Source organism: Agarivorans sp. 2_MG-2023 (assembly GCF_030548085.1).
GTDB lineage: Bacteria > Pseudomonadota > Gammaproteobacteria > Enterobacterales > Celerinatantimonadaceae > Agarivorans.
This window is the reverse complement of record NZ_JAUORQ010000005.1, coordinates 282536-296795: the sequence shown is the minus strand read 5'-3', so window position 1 is coordinate 296795 and position 14260 is coordinate 282536. Positions and strand designations below refer to the sequence as shown.

16 protein-coding genes are annotated in these 14260 nt (G+C 45.6%); 3 read left to right on the top strand and 13 right to left on the bottom strand.

The genetic code is table 11. From position 1 onward, the window contains the following. Nucleotides 1-50: 50 nt before the first annotated feature. Nucleotides 51-1502, bottom strand: coding sequence for a xylulokinase (gene xylB / locus Q4549_RS09985; protein WP_303553251.1), 1452 nt, complete (start codon nucleotides 1500-1502; stop codon nucleotides 51-53). Between the two features lie 284 nt (nucleotides 1503-1786). Here xylB and Q4549_RS09980 point away from each other — a divergent pair, with 284 nt between their 5' ends. After that, the gene (locus tag Q4549_RS09980; RefSeq protein WP_137674086.1) at nucleotides 1787-2965 is read left to right on the top strand and encodes a DNA-binding transcriptional regulator; all 1179 of its coding nucleotides are present in this window, start codon (nucleotides 1787-1789) and stop codon (nucleotides 2963-2965) included. A gap of 86 nt (nucleotides 2966-3051) precedes the next feature. Next, entirely contained in the window at nucleotides 3052-3942 is an 891-nt protein-coding gene (locus tag Q4549_RS09975) for an aspartoacylase (RefSeq protein ID WP_303553250.1), read from the top strand. Nucleotides 3943-4004: 62 nt separating this feature from the next. Here Q4549_RS09975 and Q4549_RS09970 read toward each other — a convergent pair whose 3' ends face one another. From Q4549_RS09970 to maoP, 11 genes are all read right to left on the bottom strand, one after another. Then, complete coding sequence (locus tag Q4549_RS09970) at nucleotides 4005-4721, bottom strand: RluA family pseudouridine synthase (protein WP_303553249.1); 717 nt, start codon at nucleotides 4719-4721, stop codon at nucleotides 4005-4007. Further along, entirely contained in the window at nucleotides 4711-5391 is a 681-nt protein-coding gene (locus tag Q4549_RS09965) for a YoaK family protein (RefSeq protein ID WP_303511471.1), read from the bottom strand. Before Q4549_RS09965 ends, Q4549_RS09970 begins: the two co-directional genes overlap by 11 nt. A gap of 210 nt (nucleotides 5392-5601) precedes the next feature. Further along, nucleotides 5602-6189 (bottom strand): AAA family ATPase, encoded by a 588-nt coding sequence (locus Q4549_RS09960; RefSeq protein ID WP_303553248.1) that lies wholly within the window; start codon nucleotides 6187-6189, stop codon nucleotides 5602-5604. Between the two features lie 29 nt (nucleotides 6190-6218). Further along, complete coding sequence (locus tag Q4549_RS09955; RefSeq protein ID WP_303553247.1) at nucleotides 6219-6512, bottom strand: hypothetical protein; 294 nt, start codon at nucleotides 6510-6512, stop codon at nucleotides 6219-6221. Nucleotides 6513-6684: 172 nt separating this feature from the next. Beyond that, on the bottom strand, nucleotides 6685-7656 hold the full coding sequence (locus Q4549_RS09950; protein WP_303553246.1) for a magnesium transporter CorA family protein: 972 nt from the start codon (nucleotides 7654-7656) through the stop codon (nucleotides 6685-6687). Between the two features lie 34 nt (nucleotides 7657-7690). Then, on the bottom strand, nucleotides 7691-9061 hold the full coding sequence (locus Q4549_RS09945; protein ID WP_303553245.1) for a magnesium transporter: 1371 nt from the start codon (nucleotides 9059-9061) through the stop codon (nucleotides 7691-7693). 62 nt (nucleotides 9062-9123) lie between these two features. After that, nucleotides 9124-9549, bottom strand: coding sequence for a RimK/LysX family protein (locus tag Q4549_RS09940; protein WP_303553243.1), 426 nt, complete (start codon nucleotides 9547-9549; stop codon nucleotides 9124-9126). After that, a complete protein-coding gene (locus tag Q4549_RS09935) occupies nucleotides 9542-10096 on the bottom strand; it encodes a mechanosensitive ion channel domain-containing protein (RefSeq protein ID WP_303553241.1) in 555 nt (184 codons plus the stop codon). The genes Q4549_RS09940 and Q4549_RS09935 overlap by 8 nt, the downstream gene beginning before the upstream one ends. A 17-nt stretch (nucleotides 10097-10113) precedes the next feature. Beyond that, nucleotides 10114-11121, bottom strand: a complete 1008-nt coding sequence (locus tag Q4549_RS09930) for a succinylglutamate desuccinylase/aspartoacylase family protein (RefSeq protein ID WP_303553240.1) — start codon at nucleotides 11119-11121, stop codon at nucleotides 10114-10116. A gap of 9 nt (nucleotides 11122-11130) precedes the next feature. Further along, nucleotides 11131-12036, bottom strand: a complete 906-nt coding sequence (rimK, locus tag Q4549_RS09925; protein WP_303553239.1) for a 30S ribosomal protein S6--L-glutamate ligase — start codon at nucleotides 12034-12036, stop codon at nucleotides 11131-11133. Nucleotides 12037-12078: 42 nt separating this feature from the next. After that, a complete protein-coding gene (gene maoP / locus Q4549_RS09920) occupies nucleotides 12079-12435 on the bottom strand; it encodes a DUF413 domain-containing protein (protein WP_303553238.1) in 357 nt (118 codons plus the stop codon). A 156-nt stretch (nucleotides 12436-12591) separates the two neighbouring features. Between maoP and Q4549_RS09915 the strand changes: the two genes are divergently transcribed. After that, nucleotides 12592-13491 carry a LysR family transcriptional regulator gene (locus Q4549_RS09915; RefSeq protein WP_303553237.1) on the top strand — a complete coding sequence of 300 codons (900 nt, stop codon included), beginning with the start codon at nucleotides 12592-12594 and terminating at the stop codon, nucleotides 13489-13491. Here Q4549_RS09915 and Q4549_RS09910 read toward each other — a convergent pair. Continuing rightward, nucleotides 13488-14237 (bottom strand): hypothetical protein, encoded by a 750-nt coding sequence (locus tag Q4549_RS09910; protein ID WP_303553236.1) that lies wholly within the window; start codon nucleotides 14235-14237, stop codon nucleotides 13488-13490. The genes Q4549_RS09915 and Q4549_RS09910 overlap by 4 nt on opposite strands. Nucleotides 14238-14260 lie beyond the last annotated feature (23 nt).

Here is a 14260-nt window from a genome sequence, read left to right as displayed (position 1 = left end):
TCAAATTAGCCATAGCTGTGCTATGGCTAATTTTCATTTTTTATAAGCCTTTAAAACAAAGGCGCTACAGCTGGGTACAGCGCTTGGAACGTTTCGCGACGTTTGCTGTACATAGCATGGCGCTGGTTATTTACTTGATGCACCTCTACCAATTCTGGCACTGGGCAAATCACATCTAAATCTGGGCTTTCAGCCACACCTAGTTGGGCTAAACGTGCTGCTCCAAGTGCTGGGCCTACTTCGCCACCTAAGCGGTAACTCACGCTTTGACCAAAGACGTCAGCTAACATTTGACGCCAAAACTGGCTGCGTGCACCGCCACCAATTAAAGTGATTTCATCAGGTTTTAAGCCAGTAGCATGCAGTGCATCTAGGCCATCGGCAAAAGCAAAGGCCACGCCTTCTAATACCGCGCGGCATAAATCTAATGGCCCAGTTGAGTGAGTCATACCAAAGAACACACCTTTGGCTTCTGGGTTGTTATGTGGAGTACGCTCGCCCGATAGGTAAGGTAAGAAGAATACTGGGTTGTCACTCTCTGGTGCGGCTTCTACTGCGGCTAGCATGCTGGGTACGTCAGCTTGACCGGTTAAGTTGACCACCCAGTCTAAACACGATGCAGCACTCAGAATCACCGACATAGAGTGCCAAGCATTGGGTAAGGCATGACAAAAGCTGTGTAGCGCTGATTCAGGATTGCTTAGGTAGCCGTCACTTACCGCAAAGTAAACGCCCGAGGTACCGAGTGACAACATAGCTTGGCCAGGTTTAGTGATGCCCACGCCTACTGCACCTGCAGCGTTATCACCGCCGCCCGCCACTAGTGGTACCGCTGGCATTCCCCAGCGTTCGGCTAATTCAGGTTTTAAGTTACCGGTCACTTCACTGCCTTCAAACAGCTCTGGCATATTGGTCCGACTTAAGCCGGTAGCTGCTAAGATCTCTTCACTCCAATCACGCTTGGCAACGTCTAACCACATGGTACCGGCAGAATCTGACATGTCTGAGGCGAAGTTGCCCGACAACAAGTAACGTAAGTAATCTTTTGGCAGTAATACTTTGTCTACTTGGGCGAAAATCTCTGGTTCGTTTTGCTTGATCCACAGTAGTTTTGGTGCAGTAAAACCAGGCATCATTAAGTTGCCAACTATTTTGCGAGAGTTAGGCACGGCGGCTTCAATTTCTTCACACTGAGCAGCGCTGCGCCCGTCATTCCACAAAATGGCAGGGCGTAAAATTTCGCCTTTAGCATCGAGTAAGGTGGCACCGTGCATTTGTCCGCTTAAACCAATCGCTTTTACTTGGGCTAATGAGTGTTGCTTGCTTAAGGTGGTCATTGCATCTTGAGTGGCTTGCCACCAATCTTGCGGGGCTTGCTCAGACCATAGCGGCGCAGGACGTGATACCGTTAAGCTTGCGTTGGCTTGGCTTAAAATGTCACCGTTTTCAGCGAGAAGCACAACTTTTACCCCAGAGGTGCCTAAATCAATACCGATATACATAAGTAGTTCCTTAATTGGACGCGGGCTGCTCGGCCTGGTTAAAGGTGTTTTGGTTGGCAGCAAAGATGTTTAATTGTTGCTTCATCCTGCCGTGGATCGGAAACGGTACTCAATTATGAAAATTGCTTGCGTGATAGCGTTTTTCCACGACGTGTCTGAGTTCACAGTTTTGCTTGAAATGTGCATGATCATAATCACATTATGATTTTTCACAGTAGCGCTTAGGGTTATTTTTTTACATATTAAATTAAATCTAGATAGGCACCGTGCTTTAGGAGCCCCACATGTTTGCTAAACGTTTCAAAATTACTCTGCTGTTTAATGCTAACAAGGTCTACGACCGCCAAATTATTAAAGGCATCGGTGACTACTTGCAGGCTTCGCAGTGTGATTGGGATATTTTTCTGGAAGAAGATTTTCGCTGCAGGATCAGCAAACTACAACACTGGGTTGGCGACGGCATTATTGCCGATTTCGATGACCCTGAAATAGAACAAGCGCTTACCGGTTTGCGAGTACCCGTTGTGGCCGTGGGCAGCTCTTATGAGAACCCAGACCAATACCCTGATTTTCCTTACGTGGCTACCGATAACCGCGCCTTGGTTAATTCTGCTTACGAGCATTTAAAAGCCAAAGGGCTGGAATACTTTGCTTACTACGGTATGCCGCCAAATGATGGCAACCGCTGGGCGATGGAACGAGAGTCGATTTTCCAACAGTTGGTTGCTAGTGATGGTTATGAATGTGCCGTTTATCGTGGCATGGAAACCACGCCTGAGTCTTGGCAATACGCCATGAACCGTTTGGCCGATTGGATTCAATCAATGCCAAAACCGGTGGGCATTGTGGCGGTATCTGATGCACGTGCTCGCCACTTACTGCAGGTGTGTGACCATTTAGGCATTATTGTTCCCGATAAAGTGTCGATTATTGGTATTGATGACGAAGACTTAACTCGTCACTTAAGCCGTGTTTCTTTAAGTTCTGTGGCGCAGGGCTGTCGTAAAATTGGTTTCCAAGCCGCTAAGCTACTGCACCGTCAATTACAGGGACAAGAGTTACGTAAAGTACGTGAGTTGGTCGGCCCTGAGCAGGTTATTGAACGTCAATCTACCGATTACAAAGCCCTAAAAGACCCTTATGTGATTCAAGCAATGCACTTTATTCGTCATAACGCTTGTAAGGGCATTAAGGTAGAGCAAGTGCTGGACTACGTAAAAGTCTCACGTTCAAATCTTGAGAAGCGTTTTAAGGATGATATTGGTCACTCTGTGCACCAAGAGATCCACTGCGCCAAGCTTGAACAAGCCATGAGCTTGCTACGTAATACCGAGCTATCTACCTCAGACATCGCCGAGCTATGTGGTTATCCTTCACTGCAATATATGTACGCGGTATTTAAGAAAGATTTAGAGCTAACCCCTAAGGCTTACCGCATCAGCAAGCAAGAACAAGAAGAGTAAGTACAATGCCCGCGCTTTGGCTTGAGTCAGGGCGCGTTTCCTTTTAAGCTCAAGGCTGTTTGCAACGCTTAAAAGGAATGCCTCGCTTGTCTAAAATCAGCAATATCGCCATTGTTGGCGGTACCCACGGAAACGAATTTAGCGGTATTTATCTGCTGAAGAAATGGCAACAACATCCGCAATTATTGGCCCGTTCTAGCCTGAGTGTAGAAACAGTATTTGCTAATCCCAAAGCCTATGGCGAAAACAAACGCTATATTGATGCCGATTTAAACCGTCAGTTTAGCGCCAGCGATTTAGCTGATTTTTCTTTAGCTAATTACGAACAATCTCGGGCTAAAGTGCTGCATCAACAGCTTGGTCCTAAAGCCAATCCAAACATGGATTTGGTGATTGATTTGCACAATACCACCTCAAACATGGGGCCAACGCTAATTTTGTTGGATCAAACTCCTTTTGATCTGCAGCTGGCGGCTTATGTAAAAATGCTGATGCCGGAAGCCGTGGTATTTTTAGATGAACCAGAAGACGATTTAGCGAATCATCGATTCCTTGCCAGTTGCGGGCGGCGCGGCGTATTAATTGAAGTGGGCCCACAGCCGCAATCGGTATTGCGCCAAGATATTCTTGAGCAAATGGAAACCATGACTGGCCACATTCTGGATTTTGTTGACTTGCATAACCAACAGCAGTTACCTGAACTCCCTCACTCTGTAGAAGCCTTTTTATATCTCGACAGCATTAAACTGCCACTAGATGAACAGGGCGAACGTATTGCTACTGTACACAGTAATGTGCAAGACAATGACTACCAGCCGATTAATCCTGGCGACCCTATTTTTAGAACCTTTACTGGCGAAGATATTTGCTATGAAGGGAACAAAACCGTGTATCCCGCTTTTATCAATGAAGCGGCTTATTACGATAACGATCTGGCTATGTCTTTGTTAGACAAAGTACGTTTAGAGCTAAGTTAGCCGACTCACACTGGCTGAATGTTGTTAACGCTTGTTCTATTTCTGTGGCGTTTAGCAACTCGTTAAAATGGGCTAGGGCTGTTTGCATGTATTTCGTCACCGCTACTTGGATGAGCGAAGAACAAGTCGCTAGCGTGTAATTGCAAACGTGTAGACAGCTGCTGGCTGTCTTTACTCTTATACAAATCACAGCCAAGAATAGGGTGGCCGATTGCATGGCTGTGGATCCGTAATTGATGAGTGCGCCCTGTGAGCGGTTCAAACTGTACTACGCTTCTGCGCGGGTGCTCTAAACGCTTTAATACCGTGTATTGGCTAATAGCTGCTTTACCAGTACTGAGGCAAATTTTTACTTTAGGAAAGAGCCGCTTATCTTTAGCGATGGCGAGATTTATCTGCCCTTGCGCCTGTTCGAGCCAGCCCTCCACAATGGCTAGGTAACGTTTGCGAATGCTACGTGCTTGAAATTGTTTGTTAAGGTGCTGTGCTGCGGCTGCATGTAAGCCGACAACCATAATGCCCGATGTGCCTAAATCTAATCGGTGGGGCAATAATGCTTGAGGAAAAGCCGGGCTTATTCCGTCTTGGCCATGTACTAAGCGATAATGTACGGAGTCCCAGTTGAGAGGATTTTTACCCGACAAACTCAGTAAACCGCTGGGTTTATTGATTAGCAAGATATCTTGGTCTTGATACAAAATATCCACCGACTCATCGCAAACAGGTGCCACAAAATCATCAACAATTGCTTGGGTGTGAAGGCTTTTTCTATCGAGCATTATTAGAGTTATGCCTGACTCTTGCGCTGTAAATTGAATACGAAACGGCGAGTAATAAGCAAATACTAGCGGGAATAAACAGTGCCTTAAAATGTAAGGTATTAAAAGATAAGGCTCCTAACGTTCCGCCCGCGACAAAGCCAGAAATGATGATCAAAAACAGCATCGCTTTGCGTTTATCAAATGCTTCTCCACGCAGTTTTGCGCCAAACATAATTCCTAAGTCGGTGAAGATGCCGGTAAGGTGGGTAGTGCGAATAACCGCCCCACTGTAAGTAGTGGCTAAGGCATTTTGTAGACCACAGGCGGCCGAGGCTAAGTAGTGCCCGTGCATGGAATCTTGCGATAGCAAAAACACCGAGGCGACCAAGAAAAACGCTTCTAGCGTGAGCAGTCCGCTGTAGTTACGCCCTAGCTTTAATGAGCCACTGCGAAGAAAAAATCCCGATATTGCCGACCCAGCCAGAAAACTAACCACCACCAAGCTTAAATGCAGTAAATCTGACAGTGTTGAGTTTACGATACCAGTGCCAATCAGTGTGGCGGTACCCGATAAATGAGAAATAGCTTGGTGTTTAAAACCTAATAAGCCAATTGCATTGACTAGCCCAGCGACAAGGGCCAATACAAATGAACCATATTCTACCCAGCGGGGTAATTTCGAAATCACATTAATCCTTTACGCTGAAGGGAGTGAGAAGCTGCGCGTTAACTAAACCGCTCAATCAAACCTAAGTGGAATAGTGAGCACAGAATCTAGCATTATAAGGTCTTCATTGAATTAGTCTTACTAGCATTTGCGTTAAACAAGAAAAAGGCGGGTCTTTTAGACCGGCCTTTCGCATTAAGTTAGCATTATTTCAGGCTCAGCCGTATAAGGCTATTTGGTTTCTAGCATCTTAAGAATGTCCTGCATCGACTGCTGGTACTGCTGCTGATTAGAGTTTTTAAATAACAGTAAGTCGTCCACCACTTCTGGGTTATCAATACAGTGAGGAACAGAAGAATCGACTCCCTTAATGTATTCATCCCAGTTTTCTAACTTCCAAGTATCTCTTGATGAGTTTCGGTCAATCATGCGCTGTTTCACTACATCAACATCGGTTTCTACCCACACCACGGTGAGTCGAGCATTTTTCTCTACCAACTGTTTTTTTAGTTCATCGATGTAAGCGGTGTCTCTTATCTCGCGGGTAAATGGCGCATTAATTAAAACGATATCGTCGTAATCTAATGCCTCCATAGCAAGGGCCAAGGTAGCCTGATATTCGTAGTTGCGAATATGCTCTTCAAAGAAATCTGAACTGCGGTTTACTTCCACATTGGCCAGCTTAAAAATTTGATGAGATAACACGATAAGCGTGTCTTTATCTAAGTAAACAACGTGCTTGAGTGCTTTGGCTAATTGCTTAGAGATATAGGTTTTTCCGCTGGCAGGCGGAGAGGTGACCAAGATTAATCGTTTCATTATCATTCCGTTGTTTGCTAATTCGTATTCTACGAGGCTTGCTGAGCAGCTATCGCCTTTGATTTTTTTCTATGCCGCATAAATAGATAAACGACAGCTAGGGTTATGGCCAAATATAATAAGTAGGCTCCGGCTTTTTCAGATGACTTAAGCGGCATATCTAAAGCCAGAGTGTAAATGACAATCGTCATCAGAGCTAACGGCGCAGCGAGCAACCTAAGCGCATAACGAAACCATTTATTAGTGAGCCGATTGCTTAAATAAATGATAAAGATAAAGCTAGCAATTATTGTTGCTGCGGCCAGTAGTGCGATCCAATCCATTACGATCTCCAAAGCGGGTAAATACAAGTGCATGAAATTAACGACACTAGTTTACCTGCCTTAATAACTAATTTGTTATTTATTGCCGAGTAGGCGCAATGATGAACACGAGTTTGTTTGTCACTTTGTGCTGAATAAAGACGCAGTAGTTTCAAATAGTTGCCTAATAGGCTTAAAACCAGCGCTTCCATTTAAATAGCCCAATCAAACTTAGTGCGATAGTGAACATCACACCGATTAAGATAAAGTAGCCATTGGGGTGGTGCAGCTCTGGGATTACCTCGAAATTCATGCCGTAAATGCCGGCTAAAAAGCTTAAGGGGACAAAGATGGCGGTAATCAAGGTTAACACTCGCATGGTGTTATTTAGCTTATGAGAGCTAATCGATAAGTAGCCGTCAACAAGGTCGCCGCATATTTCATAATACATGCTGCTTAGGCTGTGCAAACGTTCGAAGCGCTCGTGCAAATCTTGCAGTACGGGTTGATCGATAGCGATCCCGTTTAGGCTTTGTTCCTGCTCTAAGTTGAGTAGCTTTTTGCTTAAGCTTAAGTGGTAATTAAAGATCCTATTTAAGCGCAATATGTCGGTCTTTTGTCGAGTAATAGTGCTGAGTAACTGGTCGTCACCATGATCGCTAAGTTGTTCTTCTAGCTCACTGAGTTGATCTTCAAATGCCAATAGCTGATTCAAATACAAGGTTGATGCACTGTGCATAATGCGGCTAGCTAAGCTGAGCGGGTGCTGAAGATACTTGTGAAAGTTCTGCGTGAGTAAGTTTTCTATACCTTGTGACTGCCCTTGATGCAGTGTAATCAGGTAGTTTTTTCCTACCAACATAGCTAGTTGCATATGCTCGAACCGTAACTCGCCTAAGCAGCTTTGAATGCCGCGATACAGCATGAATACTTGTTCTTCAAATAGCTCGATTTTGGGTGGGTGACGAGAGCGAAAAACATCAACAATGGCCAAAGGGTGGCAAGCAAAACGTTTAAGTAACTGTTCCGCTTTGGCTTGGCTAAAGGTGCTTAAATCTATGTCGATCCAAATGCAGCTATCGGTGCTCTCAAACCAGGTATTTATCTGTGCCTCATCGCCGTGAATAGGCGCTTCTTTGCCGGTGCTTAACCAGGTTCTTATCATGGTTTATCCTTAATTGGCTGACTTAAGCCCTTGTCTAGCTTATTAAAAAGAGTGAAGCGAGGCCTAAGAAGGCGACAAAGCCTACAATGTCGGTCACTGTAGTAAGTATTACCGATCCCGCTACCGCAGGGTCAATCTTCATTTTTTTCAGTACAAAAGGAATCATGGTGGCCGAAGCTGCGGCTGCCAAACTGTTTAATACTATGGCGACAAAAATCACCATGCCTAATGGCAGTGATTGAAACCACAAGCTCACCACGCCAGCTATCACCAAACCCAGCATTAAGCCGTTAAAGGCAGCAATTTTCAGCTCTTTGTTTAACAGCAGCTTAAGGTTGCTTTGTTGTAAGTGGTTTAGTGCAATACCTCGCAGGGCTACAGCTAAGGTTTGGCTACCAGCAATGCCGCCCATGCTGGCCACTACCGGCATTAAAATAGCGAGTGCAACTAATTGCTGCAAAGCGCCTTCAAATAAACCAATCACCCAAGAGGCTAAAAACGCAGTGGCTAAGTTGGTGGTAAGCCAAATTGCGCGCATTTTGGCGGCTGTGGGCACAGGGGTGAACAGATCTTCCTCGTCAGAAGGGGAATCGCTAATGGCAATATCTAAGCTACGTTCTTGCAGCCATTGCACAATGTTAGATAGCGCAATCGCACCAATAATTTTTCCGTCTCTCTGCACCGGATGCCAAGCATGCCCCGGCACAACGTTCAGTGACAAAGCGATATCGGCCAGCATTTGCTGGTGGTCGAATACTTCTATGCTTTGGCCGAGTTCACTGAGCCGAGTATGGTCACTGGCATTGCTGATATCGGTCATGCTGCAGGCACCCTGAAATTGCCCGTTGGCATCCACCAAATAAATGGCGACGTGTTTGTTACTACGAGTGCTTAAACGTTGTTTAATGCGTTCTACCGTAGAATTTGGTCGGGCACGTAAAATGTGGGTATCTACATAGCGGCCAACTTGTTCGTCGTCGTAGCTTAATGCGTCTTGCAGCTGTGCGGCGGTGAGTTCATCTTGTTGTTCAAGATAAATATCCACCATCGACTCTGGAAGAATATCGGCAAATTCAACAATTTCGGTATCACTAACGAAATGCTGTAAATCGTTGAGTTGTTGTTGGCTAAATTGGCTAAGTAGGTGCTTAACCGTTTCATACTGCATTAAGTGCAGTATGTCCCAGTAGCGCTCGGCGCTGCATTGCGGCCAAATGTGTTGGCGGTAACCGTCGGGCAGTGATTCGATAAGGTTAGCTAATATCGCGTTGTCGTATTGGCTAATAAAGCTGAGATCGGCCGGCTGTTGTTCTTGGTCAAGCGCATCCAAAACGCGGCGTAGTGCCGCGTCATGGTGACCATCAAAGGTTTGTTGGTTGGAGCTTGTCTTTGCTTCGCTGGTCATTGTGGCTGTCCTTATTGGTGGTTAGTGATCTATTCCTCGATGCTGCAAATGGGCGGTACCCCTTAGGTATTCACCAAAAAGCTTTTCGAAGGATCGACCAACACATTGTCACCCATGCCTTCACGGCCTAATAACATTAGATAAGTCATATCTTTACGGTTACTTAGTGTTATTTCAATAGGCCAAACATGTTCGCCCAATTGAAATCGAGTTTGAATAACATAACGTTGTTCAACATCGCCATTAGATGACTTTATTTTCCGCGTATCAAATACTGGCGCACTGCAACGGCTCACCTGATCCAAGTTATAAATGTCTGGATGTAAATCAAAGCTAATATGTGGCTTACCGTTTACTTTGGTTCGCTCTAAGTTATCTACATGCAGGGCCGAGGTTTTTGCGCCAGTGTCTACACGCACCTGTAAATCACTAATCCCTAAGTCGGGCAGGTGGCCAGTTTCTAAGTTACCTATGATTAATTTAGCCATTATTATCTTCTTCAGGCTCTGCCGCTGCTGGGGTTTTCTTTTCAACGGCTCTAGTGGGTTGGTGTTCGCCAATGACGACCGCTTTTTGAAATACCATGGCATTAGGAAAAGTGAGCTTAGCGCCATTGTCTGCCAGCAAAATCACGTGGAACAGGGTGATTTCTTCTAAACGCCCTTCAATAGAGTTGTCGCCGTCGAGTATTTTTACTCGGTTACCGACTCGGTAAGGGAAAAAGAAAAATACAATAACACTGGCAGTTACGTTGCTTAAAATAGACCACTGGGCAAATAGCGCGACACCTAATACTGCAAATACAGAAGAGAGAAATATGCCAAAGTCGTTGAAGCCAACATCACTCATCACGCTAACAACCATGACGAATAGCAGCACTAAAACACTACGCAATACCCAGCTGACGTAATGAATCCGTGTTTTGGCGATATTGCGCTCTTCACCGTAGCTAAGCACCACTTGATTAAGTTTGCTTTGAGCAACAAAGAAGGCAGTAAAAGCGACTGCGATCAGGAAAATGGTAGTAATACTCATTGTTTTACCTTGTTCTGTTAAGGGCCGGTCGAAGGGTTAATCGACTCTTGCCAATTTTCTATTTGTTCGGCGACTTCATCTTGCTCTGCGCCAAAAAATGCTAAGTGGTACATGGCGTCACCCTCTTGCACCAAGGGTATGTTCTGCTTACCTATTACTATGCCAGAACGTTTTGCGCGTACTTGATTAATTAACTCGCCAAAAGGGCTGTTAATGTCGGCCATGATGTCACCGGCATCCACCAAATCACCTAGCTGTGCATATTCAGTCACAATACCGCTGGCGGATGCGCGTAACCAAGCACTGCTATAGGCTACGTATGGCGACGCTTTTTTACTGCTGCGGCGCTTTTTAATCATACCTAAATGCGACAGAACTTTTAGTATGCCTTTTACCCCACTTTGTATCGATAGCTCATCAAAGCGTAGTGCTTCACCCGCTTCGTAAAGCAGTATTTTTGTGTCGTTATCTACCGCCGCTTCTCGTAACGAACCATCTCGTAAATCAGCATTTAGCAATACTGGCACGCCAAAAGCTTCCGCCAGTTGTTGGGTTTCTGGGTCTTTCAAGTTGGCTCTAATTTGCGGCAAATTAGAGCGATGAATCGCGCCCGTATGTAAATCAATGCCGTAGTCACAATGCGCCACAATCTCGGTGAGAAATATATGTGCCAGTCGACCGGCTAAAGAGCCTTTTTCTGAGCCTGGAAAGCAGCGATTTAAATCGCGCCTATCGGGCATGTAACGGCTCTGATTTAGCACCCCATAAATATTAACCATCGGCACTGCAATTAAGCAGCCCTTGGTAATTTTAAAGTTAGATGAGCGAGTTAAACGGCGAATAATTTCAATGCCGTTTAGCTCGTCACCATGTACCGCCGCGCTAATAAATACCGTTGGCCCCGCGCGCTTGGCGCGGGTGATATGCACCGGAATAGAAATGTCGGTGTCGGTATAGAGCTTGGCCACCGGAATTTGTAGTTGCTTTTGCTCACCTGGCTTAATCTCTGTTCCAGCAATAATCATGGCTTATCTCTACCCTTTGCCGCGTGTTTTGGTGGCAAAGGGCTTGGCGTTCTTCTCGATAAACTCGAATACCATAGCGGCGACATCTTTACCGGTGGCGCTTTCAATGCCCTCTAAGCCCGGAGAAGAGTTAACCTCCATCACCACTGGGCCGTTATTTGATTGCAATATGTCTACACCACATAGGTTCAAACCCATGGCCTTAGCAGCATTAATCGCAGTGGCGCGTTCTTCTTTGCTTAGGCGCACCAACTGTGCGGCGCCGCCACGGTGTAGGTTGGAACGAAACTCGCCTTCGGCCGCTTGGCGTTTCATGGCTGCCACCACTTTTCCGCCTACCACCAAGCAGCGAATATCGGCCCCACCGGCTTCTTTAATAAACTCTTGCACCAAAATATTAGCTTTTAAGCCCATAAACGCTTCAATCACACTTTCGGCGGCTTTGTTGGTTTCGGCCAATACCACGCCTATGCCTTGAGTGCCTTCTAGCAGTTTGATGACTAACGGAGCTCCGCCAACATTTTTAATCAGATCCTGAATTTTGTCAGGTTTGCTGGCAAAACCGGTACGTGGCAAGCCAATACTTTTGCGAGACAACAACTGTAGTGAACGCAGTTTGTCGCGAGAACGGCTAATTGCTACCGACTCATTGACACAAAAAGTACCCATCATTTCAAATTGGCGCACCACTGCTGTGCCATAAAAGGTAATCGACGAACCAATGCGTGGAATCACCGCATCATATTGCGGCAGTACTTCGCCGTTGTAACGTACCGTAGGCTTGCTACTGGTGATATCCATATAGCAATGCAAGGTGTCAATGATGTCTACTTGGTGTCCACGCGCTTCGCCTGCTTCTTTTAAGCGGCGGGTGGAGTAAAGGTTTTCACCTCGAGATAAAATGGCTACACGCATGATTCGATCCTATTAATTTATGATTAGCTTAAATAAATGGGCTTAGCCATCTTCAGTGACAAATGTTTCATCTTCATTCTCAAGATTATCTACCTGAGATTTAGAGCGACTATTCAAGGTATGAAAACGCCGTCTTGAATAGGCTAGGTCTTTGTATTTAGTCCAAATTTTTTCTAGTTTGGTGTCTGCTTCAAGTTGCTTACTATAGACCAATAAAAAGTGCTGTTCTTGCTGCCCTTCGGGCATCATTTCTCCCGCATCTAGCGCTCTCATTGTTTCGCCATATAAACTGAGCAACTCGGACTCAAGTAGAGTGAAATCACCAGATTTACGAAACCCGTGTTTAAAGCGTTTATCGTCGTAGAAACGTTTGTTGCCAAAGCGAAAATCGATCATCATTGCGGTTACTCCAACTAAGTAGCGAAGCGGCTTTAACAGCCGTGGGTAATTTGGCTGCAAGGTAGAGAATATTTGCTCAAGATGAAAACGAATTGTTTTTATCGTATGAACAAATTTTGTTTGTTAACCTCGAGTTAGCGAGAAAGGGGCTATTGAATGGATGTAAAAGTATTCCGAACGTTTTTGGAGGTGGCCAAAGTTAAGCATTTTGGGCGAGCTTCTGAGAACCTGTATATCACCCAAGCGGCGGTGAGTGCGCGGATTAAACAGCTAGAAAGTTTTTTTGATACTCAATTATTTATTCGAGATCGTAACGCCATAAAACTCACCAGTTCTGGCGAACGTTTAATTGCCTACGCCGAAAACATGGTGCGTACTTTGGAGCAATCTAAAGCCGAATTACTGTTGAGCAAAGCCCACGCTATTCAGCTTGCGTTAGCGGGTACGCCGAATGTGTGGGACGCTTATTTGCAGCATTGTTTATGCGTGATTACTGATACCTTTCAAGGGTATGCGTTTAGCGCCGAGAGTTTAGGCCGTGAGCACATGCATCGAGCGTTGGTAGAACGAACCCTTGATATTGGGGTGGGGCTCGATCAGCTAAAGTCTGATGAATTGGTCTGCAGTAAGGTGGCAGATTTGGAGTTGGTGCTGGTCTCTACTCAGCAGCAGAATCAGCTATCGGCGTTAGCGAAAAGCTATGTGTATGTTGATTGGGGAACACGATTTAGCTCTGAACATGCCTCTCGACACAGCAAAATGCCGCCACCGTTTTTGCGCACCTCTACGGGCCGAATTGCTTTAGATTTTATTCTGGAAAAAGGCGGGGCAAGCTACTTGCCTGCTTCTATGGTTGAACCTTTTATCGACAGCCAGCAATTGTTTAATGTTGAAGAAGCTGAACCTTGGTTACAGCCTGTGTATTTGAGTTACCGTAAAGACTCGGCAGCATTGGACCAGATTAAACAAGTTGAAAAACTGTTGGATAAAACCGAACCTTCTACTGCCTTTATTTTACAGCAGGCGGCTGAGCTACCACCTGCTGATGAAGCCTAACCCACTAGTGGGGCGGCTAATGTAAACTCAATTAAGCTGTCTTTTGGCAGCTCAATGTCGTTGCCTTGGGTGATGATTGATGCACCCACACCTACTTTGGCACCGTTTTTAGCGCCGCTACTGCCATTTACTAAGCCACCAATGGCTGCCGCTCGTGCGGTTTTACCAACTGTGTCGCCTGCGGTATTTGCACCGCTAGAACTAAGTATGTCGGTATGAATGTTCTGCATTTGGTCGTCAATCAATATGCTGGTTAGGGTGATGCTCATGTCAGCTGAGCCGGCAATTCGACCGGCTTTTTTCACTTCACTCAGCTCGCCGTAAACGGTGCTGCCTCGCTTGGCAACGATTGTGTCGCCAGACATTAAGTTAGCCTCTAGTGTGGCAGTAAAACGTTGTCCTGTTTCGTGCTGGCGAGTATTCACGCCTTCGCTCATGCGAATAGTAAGAATAGTGCCTGCTGGTACTTCTACTGGTTCGTTTGAGACTTGAGAGGTAACCGGTTCTTCTGCGACGGGTGCAGGAGTAACGATGTTATTGGTGTCGTTAAAATTAATGCTGGCCACTTGCTCAGTGGGTAATTTAACTTCAATGCCTTGCATGTCTAACACTAATGTTTCGGCATTTTGCGAGACAATGTCGCCTTGCAAAGCGCGGCCGTCTTTTAGCTGAATGTTGGCTGCATGGGCTGTGCTGGAAATCAGGCCTGCAAAGATAAGGGCGTAAACAGAGGTTTTAATGTTCATTAAGTAATACCTGCAATGTGCTC